15 protein-coding genes are annotated in these 19,462 nt (G+C 73.1%); 9 read left to right on the top strand and 6 right to left on the bottom strand.

Features of this window, described 5'->3' with window-relative positions; genetic code table 11:
• Window positions 1-72: 72 nt before the first annotated feature.
• Entirely contained in the window at window positions 73-1,275 is a 1,203-nt protein-coding gene (locus O7622_RS11080) for a CAP domain-containing protein (protein ID WP_282313270.1), read from the bottom strand.
• Window positions 1,276-1,647: 372 nt separating this feature from the next.
• On the opposite strand from O7622_RS11080, the gene O7622_RS11085 reads away from it, so the two are divergent.
• The 3 genes from O7622_RS11085 to O7622_RS11095 all read left to right on the top strand — a co-directional run bounded on the left by O7622_RS11085 (window position 1,648) and on the right by O7622_RS11095 (window position 6,373).
• Window positions 1,648-1,842 (top strand): hypothetical protein, encoded by a 195-nt coding sequence (locus O7622_RS11085; protein ID WP_013284566.1) that lies wholly within the window; start codon window positions 1,648-1,650, stop codon window positions 1,840-1,842.
• 314 nt (window positions 1,843-2,156) lie between these two features.
• Entirely contained in the window at window positions 2,157-5,756 is a 3,600-nt protein-coding gene (smc, locus tag O7622_RS11090; RefSeq protein ID WP_282313271.1) for a chromosome segregation protein SMC, read from the top strand.
• Complete coding sequence (locus O7622_RS11095; protein WP_282313272.1) at window positions 5,753-6,373, top strand: HAD-IA family hydrolase; 621 nt, start codon at window positions 5,753-5,755, stop codon at window positions 6,371-6,373. The genes smc and O7622_RS11095 overlap by 4 nt, the downstream gene beginning before the upstream one ends.
• 6 nt (window positions 6,374-6,379) lie before the next feature.
• On the opposite strand, the gene O7622_RS11100 is transcribed toward O7622_RS11095, so the two are convergent.
• From O7622_RS11100 to O7622_RS11120, 5 genes are all read right to left on the bottom strand, one after another.
• Window positions 6,380-6,907: a DinB family protein gene (locus tag O7622_RS11100; RefSeq protein WP_282313273.1), complete on the bottom strand. Its 528-nt coding sequence runs from the start codon at window positions 6,905-6,907 to the stop codon at window positions 6,380-6,382.
• Window positions 6,908-6,974: 67 nt separating this feature from the next.
• A complete protein-coding gene (locus tag O7622_RS11105) occupies window positions 6,975-7,463 on the bottom strand; it encodes a universal stress protein (RefSeq protein WP_282313274.1) in 489 nt (162 codons plus the stop codon).
• Between the two features lie 2 nt (window positions 7,464-7,465).
• Window positions 7,466-9,055: an MDR family MFS transporter gene (locus O7622_RS11110; protein WP_282313275.1), complete on the bottom strand. Its 1,590-nt coding sequence runs from the start codon at window positions 9,053-9,055 to the stop codon at window positions 7,466-7,468.
• 109 nt (window positions 9,056-9,164) lie between these two features.
• On the bottom strand, window positions 9,165-9,590 hold the full coding sequence (locus tag O7622_RS11115; protein WP_013284573.1) for a MarR family transcriptional regulator: 426 nt from the start codon (window positions 9,588-9,590) through the stop codon (window positions 9,165-9,167).
• Between the two features lie 13 nt (window positions 9,591-9,603).
• Window positions 9,604-11,316: an alkaline phosphatase D family protein gene (locus tag O7622_RS11120; RefSeq protein WP_282313276.1), complete on the bottom strand. Its 1,713-nt coding sequence runs from the start codon at window positions 11,314-11,316 to the stop codon at window positions 9,604-9,606.
• Between the two features lie 146 nt (window positions 11,317-11,462).
• Between O7622_RS11120 and ftsY the strand changes: the two genes are divergently transcribed.
• The 6 genes from ftsY (at window position 11,463) to ffh (ending at window position 19,433) form a co-directional block, all read left to right on the top strand.
• On the top strand, window positions 11,463-12,653 hold the full coding sequence (ftsY, locus tag O7622_RS11125) for a signal recognition particle-docking protein FtsY (RefSeq protein WP_282313277.1): 1,191 nt from the start codon (window positions 11,463-11,465) through the stop codon (window positions 12,651-12,653).
• Window positions 12,654-12,661: 8 nt separating this feature from the next.
• Window positions 12,662-13,525 carry an aminoglycoside phosphotransferase family protein gene (locus O7622_RS11130; protein WP_174361701.1) on the top strand — a complete coding sequence of 288 codons (864 nt, stop codon included), beginning with the start codon at window positions 12,662-12,664 and terminating at the stop codon, window positions 13,523-13,525.
• A 166-nt stretch (window positions 13,526-13,691) separates the two neighbouring features.
• Entirely contained in the window at window positions 13,692-15,047 is a 1,356-nt protein-coding gene (locus tag O7622_RS11135; RefSeq protein WP_282313278.1) for an ammonium transporter, read from the top strand.
• A gap of 25 nt (window positions 15,048-15,072) precedes the next feature.
• Complete coding sequence (locus tag O7622_RS11140) at window positions 15,073-15,411, top strand: P-II family nitrogen regulator (RefSeq protein WP_013284578.1); 339 nt, start codon at window positions 15,073-15,075, stop codon at window positions 15,409-15,411.
• 17 nt (window positions 15,412-15,428) lie between these two features.
• Window positions 15,429-17,693: a [protein-PII] uridylyltransferase gene (locus O7622_RS11145; RefSeq protein WP_282313279.1), complete on the top strand. Its 2,265-nt coding sequence runs from the start codon at window positions 15,429-15,431 to the stop codon at window positions 17,691-17,693.
• A 186-nt stretch (window positions 17,694-17,879) separates the two neighbouring features.
• Window positions 17,880-19,433: a signal recognition particle protein gene (gene ffh / locus O7622_RS11150; protein ID WP_282313280.1), complete on the top strand. Its 1,554-nt coding sequence runs from the start codon at window positions 17,880-17,882 to the stop codon at window positions 19,431-19,433.
• Window positions 19,434-19,462 lie beyond the last annotated feature (29 nt).

The following is a 19,462-nucleotide window of genomic DNA, read 5'->3' on the forward strand; positions in this document are numbered from 1 at the left end:
GCTCCCCGGACGCGGGCGGCCCGGCGCCGCCCCCGCCCGGTCAACGAGCGCCGGGCCGGTCACGACGCGCGGTCAGCGCGGCGTGCCGAAGACCTGCGTCCAGTACGGCCCGTTGCTGCGCGCCACGCCCACCCCGATCTGGGTGTACGAGCAGTTGAGGATGTTCTTCCGGTGGCCCTCGGAGTTCATCCAGCCCGCCATGACCGCCGCCGGCGTCTGGTAGTTCCAGGCCACGTTCTCGCCCACCATGCTGTACGAGTAGCCGGCGGCCTTGACCCGGTCCCAGGGCTGGCTGCCGTTGCTGCCCGTGTGGTCCATCTTCTTGTGGTCGGCCTGGTCCTGGCTGTGCCGCTGGGCGGCCAGGTTCAGCTTGGTGTTGACGGTGAGCGCCTTGCAGCCGGCCTTCGCCCGCTCCTGGTTCACGATCGTGACGACCTTCTGGAGTTCGGCGCTGAGCCCGGTCGTGCCGGTGGCCGTGGTGCTCGCGGAGCCGCCGCTCGACGTGCCGCTGCTCGGGGCGCTGCTGCGCTCCTGCTGCCGCGACGGGGCGGTGCTGCGGTTCGGCTTCGGGGTGGCCTTCCGCGTCGGGCTCGGCGCGACGGTGGTCGGTACGGCGGACGGGCTCGCCGACTCGGGCGCGAGCGCGTCGGCGGGTGCCTCATCGGTCCCGTCGGGCGCCTGCGGCGCGGCGGCCACCGGCGCGTCTGCGGAGGTGCGCTTCGTGTCCTGGTCGTCGCCGGGCAGCAGGACGGCGCCCACGCCGAGGCTGACCACGAGCGTCGCCGCGGCGGCGGCCCCGCCGATCACGAGCGGCCGGGACAGGCGCCGTTTCGGGCGCCGCCGGTCGTCGGCCGGGGTGCCGGTCGCCGGCTGCCAGGTCGCGGTGGGCTGTTCCCAGCCACCGGCCGGTTGCTCGTGCCCCTGCCAGGCGGTGGGCTGGTCCTGGCCCTGCCACGCCGCGGGCTGCTCGTGGCCCTGCCAGGCAGGCTCCTGGCCGTGCCACGCGTCGGCCGGCTGCTCCTCGCCGTTCCACCTGTCCCGGGCCGGCGGGTACGAGCCTGCGGGTCCGTAGGCCGGGGGTGCGCTCTCGGGGCGGAAGCCCCCGGCGGCCGGCTCGACGCCGTGACCGGCGGACCGCTGCCGCGCTTCGTCCCCGAACAGGTACGACGACCGCGGCTCGGGCCGGTCGCTGAGCCACGCCGGACCCTCTTCGGTCGGCGGCTCGGGACGCCGGCGGGCGCCCTCCGGTTCGATCGGGTCGTTCCAGCGGTACACGCCTGTCCCCTCCACGTGTCGGTTGCGGGCCGGGGTGACGCTACGGGCGCACTCCGAGCTGCGGCAACGTGGCTAAGAAAGAGTTAAGGCGAAGCCGGCGGCAAGGATGAGTCGTTCACGCATTCCCGGCGTACAGTAAAGGCGTCCGGACAGAGCGTGTCCGCGCCTTGTGGCAGCCCCCCGGCGAGTGGACCGGCCGACGTGGAGATGATCTACGGCCTTGGTCAACTTGACGAAGGAGGGGGTTTCGGCTCAATATATAGGTGTCGCCAGTCGCGCCCAGCCATGCCCCGATGCAGTGGGAATGGCAGCCGCGAACATCATGGGCGCGCGTTGGCCGGCCTTTCCGGCAGCGCACATCAAGGAGTCAGCATGGCGAAGGCCCTCTACGGCCACGTAAGTGCAGCGCCCGACCGGCGTCTGCTCGACGAGGTCACCCGACTGCGTGCCAGGGTTCAGGCACTGGAGTTCGAGATCACGCGTCTGCGCGCCGACAACGATCGGCTTGCGGCGGCAGCGGCGGAGGCCGATGACCTCCTCCGTCTGGCCGAGCCCGCGCTGACCTGATCTCCAGTTGTCGGAAAACTGAATCGCACCACACCGAAAAGCGCGCCGACACTCAAGTGCCGGCGCGCAGCCATGTGCGGACCCCTTTTCGTCGCCGCCGCCGCAATTCTCGATCTTGCGGAACCGCCCGAATTGCGCCCGGCAATTGTGATCATGTATTTCCGTTCCGTCCGCGACCGCCGGGCGGAAAGCGGACAGCCGGTCCGGCGGGTGGGTCGCGTGGCGGCGGCGCCCCGGTCCCGGGTTAGTCTGCGGGTTCACCAGGTCCGCGCAGCCGGCGACGGTACGGCGGCCACCGGACGAGGATCGAGAAGGTGCATCTCAAGAGCCTGACGGTGAAGGGCTTCAAGTCCTTCGCCTCCGCCACGACGTTGAAGCTGGAGCCCGGGATCACCTGCGTGGTGGGCCCGAACGGCTCCGGCAAGTCCAACGTCGTCGACGCCATCGCCTGGGTGCTCGGCGAGCAGGGCGCCAAGGCGCTGCGCGGCGGCAAGATGGAGGACGTCATCTTCGCCGGCACCGCCGGACGGGCGCCGCTGGGCCGGGCCGAGGTCACACTCACCATCGACAACACCGACGGCGCGCTGCCGATCGAGTACACCGAGGTCTCCATCACCCGCCGGATGTTCCGCTCCGGCGAGAGCGAGTACGAGATCAACGGCGACTCCTGCCGCCTGCTCGACATCCAGGAACTGCTGTCGGACTCGGGCATCGGCCGCGAGATGCACATCATCGTCGGGCAGGGCCGGCTCGACGGCATGCTGCACGCCAAGCCGGAGGATCGGCGGGCGTTCATCGAGGAGGCGGCGGGCGTCCTCAAGCACCGCAAGCGCAAGGAGAAGGCGCTGCGGAAGCTCGACGCGATGCAGACCAACCTCAACCGCCTGACCGACCTCACGGCCGAGCTGCGCCGCCAGCTCAAGCCACTGGGCCGGCAGGCCGAGGTGGCCCGCCGCGCCGCCGGCATCCAGGCCAACCTGCGCGACGCCCGGCTGCGGCTGCTCGCCGACGACCTGCACACACTGCGGACCACACTGGACAAGGAGGTCGCCGACGAGACCGCGCTGCGCGAGCGGCGCGAGCTGATCGAGGCCGAGCACGGCGAGGTGCAGGGCCGCCTCGGCGAGCTGGAGGCGGCGCTGGCCGAGGACGCGCCGCTGCTCGCCGCGGCGCAGGACACCTGGTACCGCCTCTCCGCGCTCCAGGAGCGGTTCCGCTCGATCGAGCAACTGGCCCGGGAGCGGCTGCGTCACCTCAGCGCCGCCGGCGACGACGAGCGCCCCGGGCGCGACCCCGAGCAGCTGGAGGCGGAGTCGCGGCGGGTCCGCGAGCAGGAGGAGGAACTGCGCGCGGCGCTCACCGAGGACCAGATCCGGCTGGCCGAGGCGGTCGAGCACCGCCAGGAGCTGGAACGGCAGCTCGCCGCCGCCGAACGGGAACTGGTGGCCGCCGCCAAGGCGATCGCCGACCGGCGGGAGGGGCTGGCCCGCCTGACCGGCCAGGTCAACTCCGCCCGGGCGCGGACCACGAGCGCCGGCGAGGAGATCGAACGGCTCGCCGCCGCGCACACCGACGCGATGGGCCGCGCCGAGAAGGCGCAGGCCGACCTGGACGCGGTCGCCGAGCAGTCGACCGAGGCGGACCGGGACAACGCCGACCTGGACGCCCGGCACGACGAGGCGGTGGCCGTCCACGAGCGGGCCCAGGCCGCGGTGCGCAGCCTGGCCGACGGTGAGCGCGCCGCCGAGAAGGACGCCGCCACCTGGAAGGCCCGTGAGGAGGCGCTCGCCATGGGGCTGCGCCGCAAGGACGGCGCCGGGGAGCTGCTGGCCCGCGCCGACCAGGTGCCGGGGCTGCTCGGCAGCCTCGCCGGGCTGCTCACGGTCGCCCCCGGTGACGAGGCGGCGCTCGCCGCCGCGCTGGGCGGCCTGGCCGACGCGGTGGCCGTCAGCGGTGTGGACGAAGCGGTCGAGGCGATGCGGCTGCTCAAGATCTCCGACGCCGGACGGGCCGGGCTGCTGGTCGGCAGCCCCGCCGGGCCGGGCATGGACGGTCTCGCCGACGCGTTGCGCCCGAAGCTGCCCGAGGGCGCCCGCTGGGCCCCCGACCTGGTGGAGTGCTCGCCCGCGATCCGACCGGCCGTGCACCGGGCGTTGCGCGACGTGGCGCTCGTCGACGACCTGGCCGCAGCGTCCGCGCTCGTCGCCGCGAATCCGGAGCTGCGCGCGGTCACGCCCGACGGCGACGTGGTCGGGGCGTACGCGGCGGCGGGCGGGTCGGCCAAGGCGCCGAGCTTCATCGAGGTGCAGGCCGCCGTCGAGGAGGCGCGGGCCAACCGGGCCACCGCCGAACGCACCGCCGCCGAGCTGCGCGAACAGCTCGCCGAGGCGCGCGCCGAGGTGGCCGCCGCCAAGGAGGCCGTGCAGCACGCCGCCGCCGCCAAGCGGGAGGCGGAGAGCCACCGCAACGCCGCCGCGCGCCGTCTCGCCGAACTGGGTGCCGCCGCCCGGTCGGCCAAGGCGGAGACCGACCGGCTCGGCGAGTCCCGGGCGCGTGCCGAGGCGGCCCGGGAGCGGGACCTCGCGGCGCTCGCCGAGCTGGCGGAACGGCTGCGGCTGGCCGAGGCCACCCCGCTCGACGCCGAACCCTCCACCGAGGAGCGCGACCAGCTCGCCGCCATGGTGCCGCAGGCACGGCAGAACGAGATGGAGGTCCGGCTCGCGGTGCGTACCGCCGAGGAGCGGGTGGCCTCGATCGCCGGGCGGGCCGACTCGCTGGCCCGGCAGGCCACCGCCGAGCGAGCGGCGCGGGAGCGCGCCGCGGCCCGGCGCGCGGCCCGCACCCGGGGCGCCCAGATCGCCCGGGCCGTGGTCGGCGGCGCCCGCGAGGCGCTCACCCGGCTCACCGTCTCCATCGCCCGGGCCGAGGAGCACCGCGACGCCGTCGCCCGCGAGCGCGCCGCCCGCGAGGCCGAGCTGTCCGAGGTACGCGGCGCGGCCAAGCGCCTCGCCGCCGAGCTGGAGCGGCTCACCAGCCAGGTGCACCGCGACGAGGTGGCCCGCGCCGAGCAGCGGATGCGCATCGAGCAGCTGGAGGCCAAGGCCGCCGAGGACTTCGGGCTGGACGTGGCCACGCTCGTCGCCGAGTACGGCCCGGACCGGCTGGTCCCGCCCACCGACGCGGACGTGGCGCTCGCCGGGAAGGACGGCCGGCCGGTGCCGGAGCCGGTCCGCTACGAGCGGCCGGTGCAGGAGAAGCGGGCCGCCAAGGCCGAGCGGGAGCTGGCCCTGCTGGGCAAGGTGAACCCGCTCGCGCTGGAGGAGTTCGCGGCGCTGGAGGAGCGCTTCAAGTTCCTCTCCGAGCAGCTGGAGGACCTCAAGGCCACCCGGCGCGACCTGCTCACAGTGGTCAAGGACGTGGACGACCGGATCCTGGAGGTCTTCGCCAGCGCGTTCGCCGACACCGCCCGGGAGTTCGAGCAGGTCTTCACAGTCCTGTTCCCCGGCGGCGAGGGCCGGCTGGTGCTCACCGACCCGGAGGACCTGCTCACCACCGGTGTCGAGGTCGAGGCCCGCCCGCCGGGTAAGAAGATCAAGCGGCTCTCGCTGCTCTCCGGCGGTGAGCGGTCGCTGACCGCTGTGGCGATGCTCGTGGCGATCTTCCGCGCCCGGCCCAGCCCGTTCTACATCATGGACGAGGTGGAGGCGGCGCTCGACGACGTGAACCTGGGCCGCCTGATCACGCTGCTCGCGCAGTTGCGGGAGAAGAGCCAGCTCATCGTGATCACACACCAGAAGCGGACCATGGAGATCGCCGACGCGCTCTACGGAGTGACCATGCGCGCCGGCGTGACCCAGGTGATCAGCCAGCGGCTCAACCGGGCCGACGACGAGGAACAGGTGACAGACGAGTGAGTCGGGAACGCGCCACGGCGCTCCTGGTGGACTTCGACGGCGTGCTGCGCCGCTGGGATCCGGCGGTGGCCGCCGGTGTCGAGCGGCAGTACGGGCTGCCCGAGGGTGTCCTCGGTGAGATCGCGATGTCCTGGGGGCTGCTCCAGCCGGTGCTCACCGGCCGGGTCAGCCACGCGGAGTGGATGGCGAGCGTGGCCGATGCGCTGATCCCGACGATCGGCGACCCGGAGCGGGCCCGGGCGGCTGTGGACCAGTGGCAGAGCTACCGCGGCGAGGTCGACCCGGACGTGCTGGCGTTCGTCCGCGAGGTGCGGGCCGCCGGCGTACGGGTCGGGCTCGGCACCAACGCCACCGACCTGCTCGACGCCGACCTGGCCGCGCTGGGCCTGACCGGGGAGCTGGACGTGATCGTCAACTCCTCGGTCGTCGGGGTGCACAAGCCGGCGAAGGAGTACTTCCAGGCCGCCTGCGAGGCGCTGGGGACGCCGCCGGGGCGGGTGCTGTTCGTCGACGACGAGGACCGCGCGGTGGCCGGTGCCCGGGTGGCCGGCCTGTCCGCGCACCGCTGGGGCGGCCCGGCCGACCTGCGGTACCTGCGGGCGGCGCTGGCGTACTGAACCGGCTCAGGCACCGGTGACGCCGTCGATACGTTCCCGGATCAGGTCGGCGTGGCCGTTGTGCCGGGCGTACTCCTCGATCATGTGGACGTACACCCAGCGGAGGCTGATCTCGTTGCGGGTGTCGCCCCGGCGGTGGACGAAGGTGTGCTCCAGCGGCAGGTCCGCCACCGCCTCCCGGCCCGCCTCGATCTCCGTGCGCAGCGTGGCGAACGCCTCGGCGGGGTCGGCGTCGGCGATGTCGTTGTGGTCGGCGTCCGGGTCGGCGCTGTAGTCGTAGAGGTCGGGCAGTTCCAGGGCGGCGGCATGGTGGCGGAACCACCAGCGCTCCACGTCGGCCATGTGCCGGACGAGGCCGAGCAGGGTCAGCCCGGAGGGTTCCACGCTGCGGGTACGCAACTGCTCCGCGGTCAGCCTGGCGCACTTGTGCACCAGGGTGTCGCGGTGGTGGTCGAGCCAGCCTTCGAGCATGGTGCGCTCGTCGGCGACGTAGGGCTCGTGGCGGCGGTCGATCTCGGGTGCGGTCCAGGTCATGGGGGCAGATGTTAAGAGGGGCCCCCTGTACAACGCGAGGCGTTAACAGGGGGCCCTTCCTTACATCTCAGGGCACCACGACGACCGGCCAGCGGCCGGTGCGCACGAGCCGGGTGGCGACCGAGCCGACCAGCTTGTGCCCGGCCTGCTCCGAGGAGCCGACCACCACCATGTCGGCCCGGTGCTCGTCGGCGGCCCGGCACAGCTCGGTGTAGGCGTCGCCGCGCCGGCACAGGAACGTCACCGGCAGGTCCAGTTCCTCGGCCCCGCGCCGGCACTCGGCGCGCAGCTCGTCGGCCAGCTCGTCGTGGGTCTGCTGGATCGCCCCGGCCACCACGCCGGAGAGCATCGCGCTGTACGAGGCCGGTGAGCTGACGAACACCGCCACCAGCGTGGCGCTCTGCCGCCGGGCCAGGCCGGCGGCGTACGCGGCGGCGCGCATCGAGGTGCGGCTGCCGTCCACGCCGACGAGCACCACCCGTGGCCCGTCGGTACCGCGCTCGTAGGGGAGCGGCCGGGTCTGCGGGCCGTACCGCTCGCGCTCCGCGGCGTCCATCGTCAGTCCTTCGTTCCGGCCGGGATCGCCTCGGCCGTCTCCCGCCCGGCCGGGACCAATTCGGCGTTGGAGCGGCGCAGCGGCACCTCCCGGATGAGGACCACCGCGATCAGGGCGAGCAGCCCGAACGGGGCGGCGGCCAGGAAGATGTCACCCGCGGCGTGCCCGTACGCGGCCTCGACCACTGTGCGGATCGGGCCGGGGAGCGTGTGCACGTCCGGCAGACCGCTGCTGCCCGACCCGGAGGCCGGGATGCCGAGGCGGCTCAGGCCGTCGGCCAGGTAGCCGGTGACCCGGTGCCCGAGGATCGCGCCGAGCGCGCTCACGCCGATCGCGCCGCCGAGGCTGCGGAAGAAGGCCACCACGGAGCTGGCCGCGCCGAGTTCGTCCGGGCGGACCGTGTTCTGCACGGCGAGCACCAGGTTCTGCATGCTCATGCCGACGCCGAGGCCGATCAGCGCCATGAACACGGCGAGGCGCCAGTACGGGGTGTCCGCGCGCATGGTGCCCATCAGCGCGAAGCCGGCGGTGAGCAGCACCGAGCCGATGACCAGCCAGCTCTTCCAGCGGCCGGTGCTGGTGATGATCCGGCCGACCACTGTCGAGGAGACCAGCAGGCCGCCGATCATGGGCAGCGTCATCAGGCCGGACATGGTCGGGCTGGCGCCGCGGCTGATCTGGAAGTACTGCCCGAGGAACACCGAGGCGCCGAACATGCCGACGCCGACCGCGATGCTGGCGATCACGGCGAGCGTGATGGTGCGGTTGCGGAACAGGTGCGGCGGGATCATCGGGTCGGCGGCACGCTTCTCGACCCGGGCCGCGAGCGCGCCGAGCAGCGCCGCGCCGGCCACCATCACACCGCTCTGCCAGGAGATCCAGTCGTACCGGTCACCGGCCAGGGTGATCCAGACCAGCAGCAGCGAGACGGCGGCGGTGATGAGCGTGGCGCCCCACCAGTCGATCTTCACCTCGCGCCTGACCACGGGCAGGCGCAGTGTCCGCTGGAGCACGATCAGGGCGAGCACGGCGAACGGCACGCCGACGTAGAAGCACCAGCGCCAGCCGAGCCAGGAGGTGTCCACGATGACGCCGCCGATGAGCGGGCCGCCGATGGTGCCGACGGCCATGACCGCGCCGAGGTAGCCGCTGTACCGGCCGCGCTCACGCGGCGCGATCATCGTCGCCATGATCACCTGGGCGAGGGCGGTGAGGCCGCCCGCGCCGACGCCCTGCACCACCCGGCAGGCGATCAGCTCGCCTGTGGTCTGGGCCTGCCCGGCGAGCACCGAGCCCAGCACGAAGACCACCAGGGAGAGCTGGACCAGCAGCTTCTTGCTGAACAGGTCGGAGAGCTTGCCCCAGATGGGTGTGGTCGCGGTGGTCGCCAGCAGCGTCGAGGTGACCACCCAGGTGTACGCGGACTGGCCGCCGCGCAGGTCGGTGATGATCCGCGGCAGCGCGTTGGAGACCACGGTGGAGGAGAGGATCGCGACGAACATGCCCAGCAGCAGGCCGGAGAGGGCCTCCAGGATCTGCCGGTGGGACATGTCGACGGCGGTCGCCCGTGCGGGCGCGGTCGCCTGGGTCATCGTGGAGTGCCTCCGGAGCGGGGAAAAAGGTTGCCTCGGGCAACCGTAGAAGTCGTTGCCTTGAGCAACAACTCGGGCCGGGCCGGGTTTGTTCCCCCTCGCCGAGGGCTCAGAACGACTCGTTGAAGCGGTGCATCAGCCGGGCCAGGTCCGCCACGTCCTCTTTCGGCCAGCTTTCGAGCGAACGCCTTATCTGTCCGAGTCGCGCCGCCCGGGCCGCGTCGAACCGCCGCGTGCCCTCCTCGGTGAGGCTCAGCTGGGCCGCCCGCCGATCGGTCGGGTCCGGGTCGCGGCGGACCAGGCCCAGCGCCTCCAGCCCGCCGATCTGGCGGCTGAGCGTCCCCTTGCCGATCCCCAGCTTCGCGGCCAGGTCGGTGAGCCGGATCGAGCCGGAGCGGCGCAGCCAGAGCAGCAGGCCGTACGCGTTGGGCTCCAGGTTCGGGTGGACCTCGCGGGCGATCTCCCAGGACAGCGCCCGGCCGCGGCGCAGCAACGCGGTCAGCTCGTGCTCCACGGCGCGCAGCGTCTCGTCCACGCTCAGAGGGTACTCAGTCCCCGTCGCTGAGTTGCTGTCGCGCCACCGGTCGCAGCTCGCCCTCGCTCGTCGTCCCCTCGATCACCACGGCGGCCCTGCGGCCCTGGTGCGTGAGCGTGGCCACCGCGTTCCCGAAATAGGGCCCGGCCAGCTTCCGCCAGCGCACCGGCGGGCGGCGTACGCCGGCCGAGCGCGCCAGCGCCCGGGTCGCCCCGGCCGGGCCGGGAGTCCAGCCCAGGGCCATCAGCGGGCGCATCGCGGCCGGCACCTGGTTGTGGATCGGCGAACAGGTGAGCTGGTGCACGGGCGTACGGACGTCGCGGTCGGCGAACCGGGCCCGGGCCACGTACGAGTGGTGCACGTCACCGGAGAGCACGCTGATCGACGCCGGTCGCGCGTACGCCGGCCCGGCGCCCACCCGTGCCCCGGTGCGCGGCGCGGTGCCGCTGCCCAGCCGCGCGAACAACTCGCCCAGCGCCTCGAACGAGCGCCGGAACGCCCCCCAGTGCTCCAGGTCCAGTGCCCGGCGGATCTGCTCGGAGAGCCGGGCCACCCAGGGGCGGCCGGAGTCGGCCAGGCGCTCGTTCCACGCCTCGACGTGGTGGATGCCCGGCGGCAGCAGCCACGGCAGCGAGCTGCCCACCACCAGATGGTCGTAGGTGCCGTGCGCCTGGTCGAGGAACCACGACCACTCGCCCGGCGGCAGCATCGCCCGGTTACCGGGCTGGAGCACCCGGCTGGACCGGTTGTCCAGCATGACCAGGCGGGTGCGGCCCAGGTCCAGCGCGTAGCTCCACTGGTACTGCACGGCCCGCCAGCGCTCGGTGTCGTGCGCCAGGTCGGCCTCGGAGTCGACCCGCTCGCCGAACTCGTGCAGCACGCCTGTGGCGTCCTCGGCGGCGACCACCTTCGCGTACACCGGGTCGGCGGCGATCTCGTCCGGGCTGAGGTTGCCCAGGTGCTGGTAGACCCAGTAGGAGGCGAGGCCGCTGCGGATCCGCTCGGCCCACCACGGCTGCTCGCGCATGTCCGCGCGCCACGACTGCGAGGTGTTCCAGTCGTCGATCACCTCGTGGTCGTCGAAGATCATCACGCTCGGCACCGTGGAGAACAGCCAGCGGATCTCCGGGTCGCGCCACGACTCCAGGTAGAGCTTGGTGTACTCGTCGAAGCTCACCACCTGCGTGGCCGGGGCGTCCTTCGGCCGCCGCCGGCGCCGCTTGAGCAGCCGCCGCACGGTCGGCGAGGTCTCGTCCGCGTACACCTGGTCGCCGAGCAGCACCAGCAGGTCGGGCAGCACGGCCTCGTCGGGCGCGGCCATCACCCGGCGGGCGTACGCGTCGAGCGCGTCCGGCGGCAGCTTCCGCGCGGTGGAGTGCTGGGTGGTCTCCCGGCAGGAGCCGAACAGCAGCCGTACCGGCTGGTCGGCGTCGTCGAGCGCGCGGGTCCGGATCACGCTGGGCGGGAACGACGAGTCGGGCAGCGGCCATGCCACCTCGTCGTCGATCAGCACCTCGTACGTCGTGGCACTGCCCGGGGTGAGCCCGGTCACCACGACGATCGCGTAGTGGTGGTCGTACGCGGAGAAGGTGGGCGCACTGCCGGTGGCGCCGTCCGCAGTGCGGACGGTGACCACGGCGGGCGAGCTGGTCTCCACCCAGACGGTCGCCCGCGTGTCGACGACCCGGCGCAGCAACGGGCCGATGAGCAGGCGGGAACCGGGCACGACATACCTCCGACAAGATCGTTTCGGCTGTTTCCTACCCGGCCGGCGGTCGCGGCACGCCTTCCGGTGCGAGCGTACCCGCAGGTTGTTCGCGTGCCGAGGCGGTGAGTGGGACGCGGTCGCCGGCATCTGACAGGATTTCGGGCATGACGGAATACCTCCTCGTCGCTCTCGCCCTGCTCGGCGTGCTGATCATCGGCGGCCTGAGCCTCGTGGTGCCCCGGCTGCGCCGGCGCCCGCAGCCGCCGCTGCCGCGTACGGAGGTCGACACCCGGACGGAGGAGGACCTGGCCGGCCCGCCGGTCGAGGCCCCCGAGGCGGAACTCACCACCGGTGTGGTGGTCGAGGCGCCGCCGGCCCCTCCGGTCGAGGTGCCGCAGGTCGAGGTGCCGGAGCCCACCGCCGGCCGGCTGGTCCGGCTGCGCTCGCGGCTGTCCCGCTCGCAGAACGCCTTCGGCAAGGGCCTGCTCGGCCTGCTCAGCCGCGACCGGCTGGACGAGGACACCTGGGAGGAGATCGAGGACAGCCTGATCACCGCCGACGTCGGCATCGACGCCACCCGGGAGATCGTCGACCGGCTGCGCGAGCGGACCCGGGTGCTCGGCACCCGTACCGGGGAGGAACTGCGGGCGCTGCTCGCCGCCGAGCTGGTGAACGCGCTCGACCCGGGCCTGGACCGCTCGCTGCGCACCGCGCCGGAGGAGGGCGTCCCGGCGGTTGTGCTCGTGGTCGGCGTCAACGGCGCCGGCAAGACCACCACCTGCGGCAAGATCGCCCGGGTGCTCGTCGCGGACGGCCGCAGCGTGCTGCTCGGCGCGGCCGACACGTTCCGGGCCGCCGCCGCCGACCAGCTGGAGACCTGGGGCGGCCGGGTGGGCGCCGAGACGGTCCGCGGGCCCGAGGCCGCCGACCCGGCCAGCGTCGCGTTCGACGCGGTCAAGCGCGGCATCGACACCGGCGTCGACACCGTGCTCATCGACACCGCCGGCCGGCTCCAGAACAAGATCGGCCTGATGGACGAGCTGGGCAAGGTCAAGCGGGTGGTGGAGAAGCACGGCCCGATCGACGAGACGCTGCTGATCCTCGACGCCACCACCGGCCAGAACGGGCTGGAGCAGGCGCGGGTCTTCACCGAGGCGGTGAACGTCACGGGCGTGGTGCTGACCAAGCTCGACGGGACGGCCAAGGGCGGCATCGTGATCGCCGTGCAGCGCAAGCTCGGCATCCCGGTCAAGCTCGTCGGCCTCGGCGAGGGCAAGGACGACCTGGCCCCGTTCGACCCGGCACAGTTCGTCGACGCGTTGCTCGGCACCGAGCCGCTCGCCCGGGACGCGTAGCCTCACCCGTGACGACTGACGATCGCGCCTACGCGGGGTGGCGCGACCCCAGCCACCCGTCGCCACGCCTCGGGAGACCGTACGTGACTTCGCAGGAGATCCCGCTGCACGGCGGGAACGTGAGCACAGTGGTCCGTGTCGGAGACACGGTCCGGCGCAACGCCGGCCCGTGGACGCCCTCCGTGCACGCGCTGCTGCGCCACCTGGAGTACGTCGGATTCACCGGCGCGCCCCGGGCGCTCGGGATGGACGAGCGCAACCGGGAGGTCCTGTCGTACCTGGAGGGGGAGTGCGGGGAGTACCCGCTGGCCCCGCACTGGGTCACCGACGAGGCCCTGGTCACGGTGGCCACCATGCTGCGGATGTTCCACGACGCGCAGTACGGCTTCACCCCGCCGCCCGGTGCGGTCTGGCGCTCGTTCGGGCCGCCCCCGCCGGACACCGAGGTCATCTGCCACCACGACGCCGCGCCGCACAACGTGATCTGGCGTCCGGACGGCACGCTCGGACTGATCGACTTCGACCTCGCCTCGCCCGGCGCCCGCATCTACGACGTGGCGTACGCGGCCTGGACCTGGGTGCCGATCTTCTCCGACCGGGACTCGATCACGCTCGGCTGGAAGCACCCCGACCGGCCGCGCCGGCTGCGGCTGTTCGCCGACGCGTACGGGCTGATCCCGCGTGACCGGCACCGGCTGATCCGGACCATCCGCAAGCGCATCGTCGACCACGTCGAGGGCATCCGGCGGATGGCCGCAGCCGGTGAGCCGGCGTTCGTCCGGATCGTCCACAAGGGCCACCTGCGTCGCCCCATGCGTGACCTGCGGCTGCTCGACTACGAGCGGCACCAGCTCGAGTACGCGCTGCGCTGACCAAGATCGGCGTTCTTCACACGCCGGAAACAACCCGTCACGCGTCGGAAATCGCGCGGTGTCGCTGAAGGAAACAGCCGGCGACAAGGCTTCCGCGCAACCGGCTGACGGGCGATGCTGCCAGGTCTCAGTCGGAGGGAGGAATACGACAACGAGAGGAGGCAGCGTGGAGATCGACACCGGGAACACCGCCTGGTTGCTTGTCTCGACTGCCCTCGTGCTGCTCATGACCCCCGGTCTCGCGCTGTTCTACGGCGGGCTGAACCGGTCCAAGGGCGTTCTGAACATGATGATGATGAGCTTCTCGTCCATCGGGCTCGTCAGCATCCTGTGGCTTTTCTACGGCTTCACAGTCGCCTTCGGCGAGGGCGGCAGGTTCTGGGGTGACCTGGGCCAGTACCTGGGCACCAAGACCTTCGTCGGCGAGAACGACCTGTGGGGCGAGACCGGCATCCCGATCTACGTCTTCATCGCCTTCCAGATGATGTTCGCGATCATCACCGTGGCGCTGATCAGCGGCGCGCTGTCCGACCGGGTGAAGTTCGCCGGCTGGCTGCTGTTCGCGTTCGGCTGGGCCACCCTGGTCTACTTCCCGGTCGCCCACATGGTCTGGGGCGGCGGGCTCATCGGCGGCGACATCGGCGCGCTGGACTTCGCCGGCGGTACCGCCGTGCACATCAACGCCGGTGCGGCGGCGCTCGCGCTGGTGCTGGTGCTCGGCAAGCGGGTCGGCTGGCCGCGCGAGAGCATGAAGCCGCACAACGTCCCGATGGTCGCCCTCGGCGCCGCGCTGCTGTGGTTCGGCTGGTTCGGCTTCAACGCCGGCTCCGAGCTGACCGCCGACGGGGTCACCGCGCTGGCGTTCATCAACACCCAGGTCGCCACCGCCGCCGCGCTGCTCGGCTGGATCGTGGTGGAGTGGCTGCGCGACGGCAGGCCGACCCTGGTCGGCGCCTCCTCCGGCGCCATCGCCGGCCTGGTCGCGATCACCCCGGCCTGTGCGTTCATCACCCCGGCCGCAGCGGTGCTGCTGGGCGTGGTGGCCGGTGCGGTCTGCGCCCTCGCGGTCGGCCTGAAGTACCGGCTCGGCTACGACGACTCGCTCGACGTGGTGGGCGTGCACTTCGTCGGCGGCTGGATCGGCTGCCTCTGGATCGGCCTGTTCGGCACCGCCTCGGTCAGCTCCCTGGTGGAGACCGACGGCCTGTTCGTCGGCGGCGACGCCTCGCTGTTCGGCAAGCAGGCGATCAGCGCGCTGATCGTCAGCGTCTACTCCTTCGTGGTCGCCTTCGCCCTGGGCTTCGTGATCGACAAGACGATCGGCCTGCGGGTCTCCGCCGAGGCCGAGGTCGACGGCATCGACATCGCCGAGCACGCGGAGAGCGGCTACGACCTGTCGCCCACCACGGGCAGCAGCGGTGGCGCGTTCGCGATGGCCGGGATCGGCGCCGGCAAGCCGGCCGCGGAGCCCGCTGTCGAGACCGACGAGTCCGCGCCGGTCAGCGAGAAGGTCGCCGGTTAACGTTCCTGGGATGGAGGGGTTGGACATGAAGCTGGTGACCGCGGTCATCAAGCCGTACCAGCTGGACGCGGTGAAGGAGGCTCTGCACGCGCTCGGCGTGGCCGGGCTGACAGTCAGCGAGGTCCAGGGCTACGGCCGGCAGAAGGGGCACACCGAGGTCTACCGGGGTGCCGAGTACACGGTCGAGTTCCTGCCCAAGATCCGGGTCGAGGTGCTCACCGACGAGATGGACGTCGACAAGATCGTGGACGCGATCGTCGGCGCCGCCCGGACCGGCAAGATCGGCGACGGCAAGGTCTGGGTGACCGGCGTCGAGGAGGTCGTCCGGGTGCGTACCGGCGAGCGCGGGCTCGACGCCCTCTGACCGCCGGACCCGCCGACGTGACCTCGTTGACCACGGCCGCCGCCCCCAGCGGGGACGGCGCGCCCGTGGTCAACGAGGTCGCAGGCGTACCCGCAGGGATCGGCGCGGCGGCCCGGTCCGCGCGGGCCGACGCGCTCGACGCCTGGCTGTGCCGGGCCCTCCCGGACCGGGACGGGGTGGCGCTCGTCGCGGTGGGCGGGCTGGGCCGCCGCCAGTGCGCCCCCTACGGCGACCTCGACCTGGTGCTGCTGCACGCCGGGGTACCAGGCATCGACGAGCTGGCGGCGTCGCTCTGGTATCCGATCTGGGACGCCGGGCTGCGGCTGGACCACTCGGTGCGCACGGTCGCCGAGGCGCTGTCGGTGGCCCAGGACGACGTCAAGGTCGCCCTCGGCCTGCTCGACGCCCGGCACGTGGCGGGCGACCCGGCGCTCACCGACCAGCTCTCCCGTACCGCCACCGACCACTGGCGGCGGACCGCGATCCGCCAGCTCCCCGGCCTGCGCGAGATCACCGCCGCCCGCTGGGAGGCGCACGGCGAACTGGCGTTCCTGCTCGAAGGCGATCTCAAGGAGGCGGCCGGCGGGCTGCGCGACGTGGGCATCCTGCGCGCCATCGCCACCGCCGGAGTCACCGACGCGCTCCGCCCGGCCGTGCACGCGGCACACCGGCGGCTGCTGGACACCCGCGACGCGCTGCACCAGCAGGTGGGCCGCCGGGTCGACCGCCTGGTCGCCCAGGAACGCGACGGCGTGGCGCGCCTGCTCGGCGCCGAGGACGGCGACGCGCTGCTGCGGCTGGTGGCCGGCGACGCCCGCACGGTGAGCCACGCCCTGGACGACGCCTGGCGGGCCGCCGACCGGCTCCGCTCCGGCCGGCACCGCGCCGCGCCGGGCCGTCCGCTGCGCCGCCCGGTCGCCCGGGACGTGGTGGAGCAGGACGGCGAACTGGTGCTCGCCCGTACCGCCATCGGGGTCCGCCCCGACCCGAGCCTGTCGCTGCGCGTGGCCGCCGCCGCTGCCACCATCCGGCTGCCGATCGCGCGGGCCACCTGCGAGTGGCTGGCCGCGTACTGCCCGCCGCTGCCCGCGCCCTGGCCGTCGGCGGCCCGCGCCGCGCTGATCACCCTGCTCGGCGCCGGTCCCGGCCTGGTGCCCGCCTGGGAGACCTGCGACAGGTACGGGCTGATCGACCGCTGGCTGCCCGAGTGGACCCGGATGCGCAGCCTGCCCCAGCACAACCCGGTGCACCGGTTCACGCTCGACCGGCACCTGGTGCAGACCGCGTACGAGGCGAGCCGGCACACCCGCGACGTGGAACGACCGGACCTGCTGCTGCTCGGCGCGTTCCTGCACGACATCGGTAAAGGGCTGGACGGTGACCACTCGGTGGTCGGCGCGCCACTGGCCGAGGCGGTAGCCACCCGGATCGGGCTGCCGCCGGCCGAGGCGGCGCTGATCGGCACGCTGGTCCGGCTGCACCTGCTGCTGCCCGACGTGGCGACCCGGCGCGACCTGTCCGATCCGAAGACGGTCGCCGGTGTCGCCGAGCGCGTCGGCGACACCGGCACGCTGGAACTGCTGCACGCCCTGGTCCGCGCCGACGCCGCCGCCACCGGCCCGGCCGCCTGGTCCGGCTGGAAGGGCCGGCTGATCGCCGAACTGGTGAGCCGGGTGCGCACCACGCTGGACACCGGCGTGGTGCCCGCCCCGCCGGCCCCGGACCCGGCGCTCGTGGCCGGGCCGCTGCCTGTCGTACACCTGGGGGAGGACCGGGTGTCGGTGGCCGCCGCCGACCGGCGCGGGCTGCTCGCCACTGTCGCCGGTTGCCTGGCCCTGCACCGTCTGGAGGTGATCTCCGCGGACGCCGCCACCGTCGACGGCCGGGCCCTGGTCGAGTGCCGGGTGCAGCCGCGCTACGGACTGGCCCCGGACCCGATCGCGCTCAGCGCCGACCTGCGCCGCGCGGTCGGCGGCGACGTGTCGGTCGTCCAGCGGCTGCGCGGCCGGGCGCTGGCCGCGCGCAGCCAGGGCGCCGCCCCACGGGTGGTGTGGCACCGGGAGGCGGCCACCGACGCGGTCCTGCTGGAGCTGCGGGCCGCCGACGCGGCCGGGCTGCTGTACCGGGTCACCTGCGCGCTGGACGACGCGGGCGCCCAGGTGCGGGCGGCCCGGATCTCGACGCTGGGCGGCGACGTGGTGGACGCGTTCTACCTGGTCGGCGGCTGGCCGCCGGACGAGGAACGGGCCCGGATCGAGGCCGCCGTGCTCGCCGCCGTGTAAGGAAGGGCCCCCTGTTAACGCCTCCGGTAGAGGAGGGGGCCCCTGTTAACACCCCGCCGACGAGCGGCGCACGCCCGTGGACGGCCGGGCCGGAGCGAGCGGGTGGGCGGCGGGCTACCCTAGCGGTGGGCTGGACCACCGGCCCGGCAGCATGTGCCCGCCGAAAACGACAAACGGGATGTTCGCGTGTTTGACACCTTGAGTGACCGCCTGTCCGGGATCTTCACCAAGCTCCGCGGCAAGGGCCGGCTCACCGACGCCGACATCGACGCCACCGCGCGCGAGATCCGGATGGCGTTGCTGGAGGCCGACGTCGCCCTGCCGGTGGTCAAGGGCTTCATCGCGAACGTCAAGGAGCGGGCGCGCGGCGCCGAGGTTTCCCAGGCGCTCAACCCGGCGCAGCAGATCGTCAAGATCGTCAACGAGGAGCTGATCAACATCCTCGGCGGCGAGGGGCGGCGGCTCCAGTTCGCCAAGCACCCGCCGACCGTGATCATGCTGGCCGGCCTTCAGGGTTCCGGCAAGACGACGCTCGCCGGCAAGCTGGCCCGCTGGCTCAAGAGCCAGGGCCACCAGCCGCTGCTCGTCGCCGCCGATCTCCAGCGTCCCAACGCCGTCGGGCAGCTCCAGGTGCTCGGTGGCCGGGCCGGGGTCGAGGTGTACGCCCCGGCGCCCGGCAACGGCGTCGGTGACCCGGTTCAGGTGGCCCGCGACTCGATCGAGCACGCCCGCCGCGCCGCCCGGGACATCGTCATCGTCGACACCGCCGGCCGGCTCGGCATCGACACCGAGATGATGCGGCAGGCCGCGAACATCCGCGACGCGGTCCAGCCGGACGAGGTCATCTTCGTCATCGACGCGATGGTCGGCCAGGACGCGGTGCGCACCGCCGAGGCGTTCCGCGACGGCGTCGGCATCACCGGCGTGGTGCTGTCCAAGCTCGACGGCGACGCCCGCGGTGGCGCCGCGCTCTCCGTCCGCGAGGTGACCGGGCAGCCGATCCTGTTCGCCTCCACCGGCGAGAAGCTGGAGGACTTCGACGTCTTCCACCCGGACCGGATGGCCAGCCGGATCCTCGGCATGGGCGACGTCCTCACCCTGATCGAGCAGGCCGAGGCGGCCTTCGACACCGATCAGAAGGAGAAGATGACCGCCAAGCTGATGGGCGGGGAGACCTTCACGCTGGAGGACTTCCTCGATCAGCTCATCGCGGTCCGGCGGATGGGCCCGATCGCCAACGTGCTGGCCATGATGCCGGGCATGGGGCAGATGAAGGACCAGCTCGCCGAGCTGGACGACAAGCACTTCGACCGGGTCACCGCGATCATCAGGTCGATGACCCCGGCCGAGCGCACCAACCCGAAGATCATCAACGGCTCCCGCCGGGCCCGCATCGCAGGCGGCTCCGGCGTCACGGTCATGGACGTCAACCAGCTGCTCAACCGCTTCGCCGACGCGCAGAAGATGATGAAGCAGATGGGCGGCATGATGGGCCTGCCCGGCGGTGGCCGGCGCAAGGCGACCAAGTCGCCGAAGAACAAGCGCAAGGGCACGAAGGGCGGCGGGCGGCCGCGTACCGGCGCCGGCATGCCGGGCGGCTTCCCGGGCGGGATGCCGCAGCTCCCGCCGGGCCTGGACCCGGGTGACCTGGCCGGTGGTCAGGGCCTGCCGCCGGGCTTCAAGCTGCCGAAGATCGACTTCAACAAGCTCGGCAAGGGCGGCGACAAGGGCCCCCGCTAGCGCGTCGGTGACGGTGGGCGACATCGCTG

Source organism: Micromonospora sp. WMMD1076 (assembly GCF_029581475.1).
Lineage (GTDB): Bacteria > Actinomycetota > Actinomycetes > Mycobacteriales > Micromonosporaceae > Micromonospora > Micromonospora aurantiaca.

Bases quoted from the DNA above. Each gene is read 5' to 3' on its own strand.
- O7622_RS11085 (WP_013284566.1), top strand. From the start codon at position 1,648: ATGGCGAAGGCCCTCTACGGCCACGTAAGTGCAGCGCCCGACCGGCGT.
- O7622_RS11100 (WP_282313273.1), bottom strand. From the start codon at position 6,907: ATGACCTGGACCGCACCCGAGATCGACCGCCGCCACGAGCCCTACGTC.
- O7622_RS11105 (WP_282313274.1), bottom strand. From the start codon at position 7,463: ATGGACGCCGCGGAGCGCGAGCGGTACGGCCCGCAGACCCGGCCGCTC.
- O7622_RS11110 (WP_282313275.1), bottom strand. From the start codon at position 9,055: ATGACCCAGGCGACCGCGCCCGCACGGGCGACCGCCGTCGACATGTCC.
- ftsY (WP_282313277.1), top strand. From the start codon at position 11,463: ATGACGGAATACCTCCTCGTCGCTCTCGCCCTGCTCGGCGTGCTGATC.
- O7622_RS11140 (WP_013284578.1), top strand. From the start codon at position 15,073: ATGAAGCTGGTGACCGCGGTCATCAAGCCGTACCAGCTGGACGCGGTG.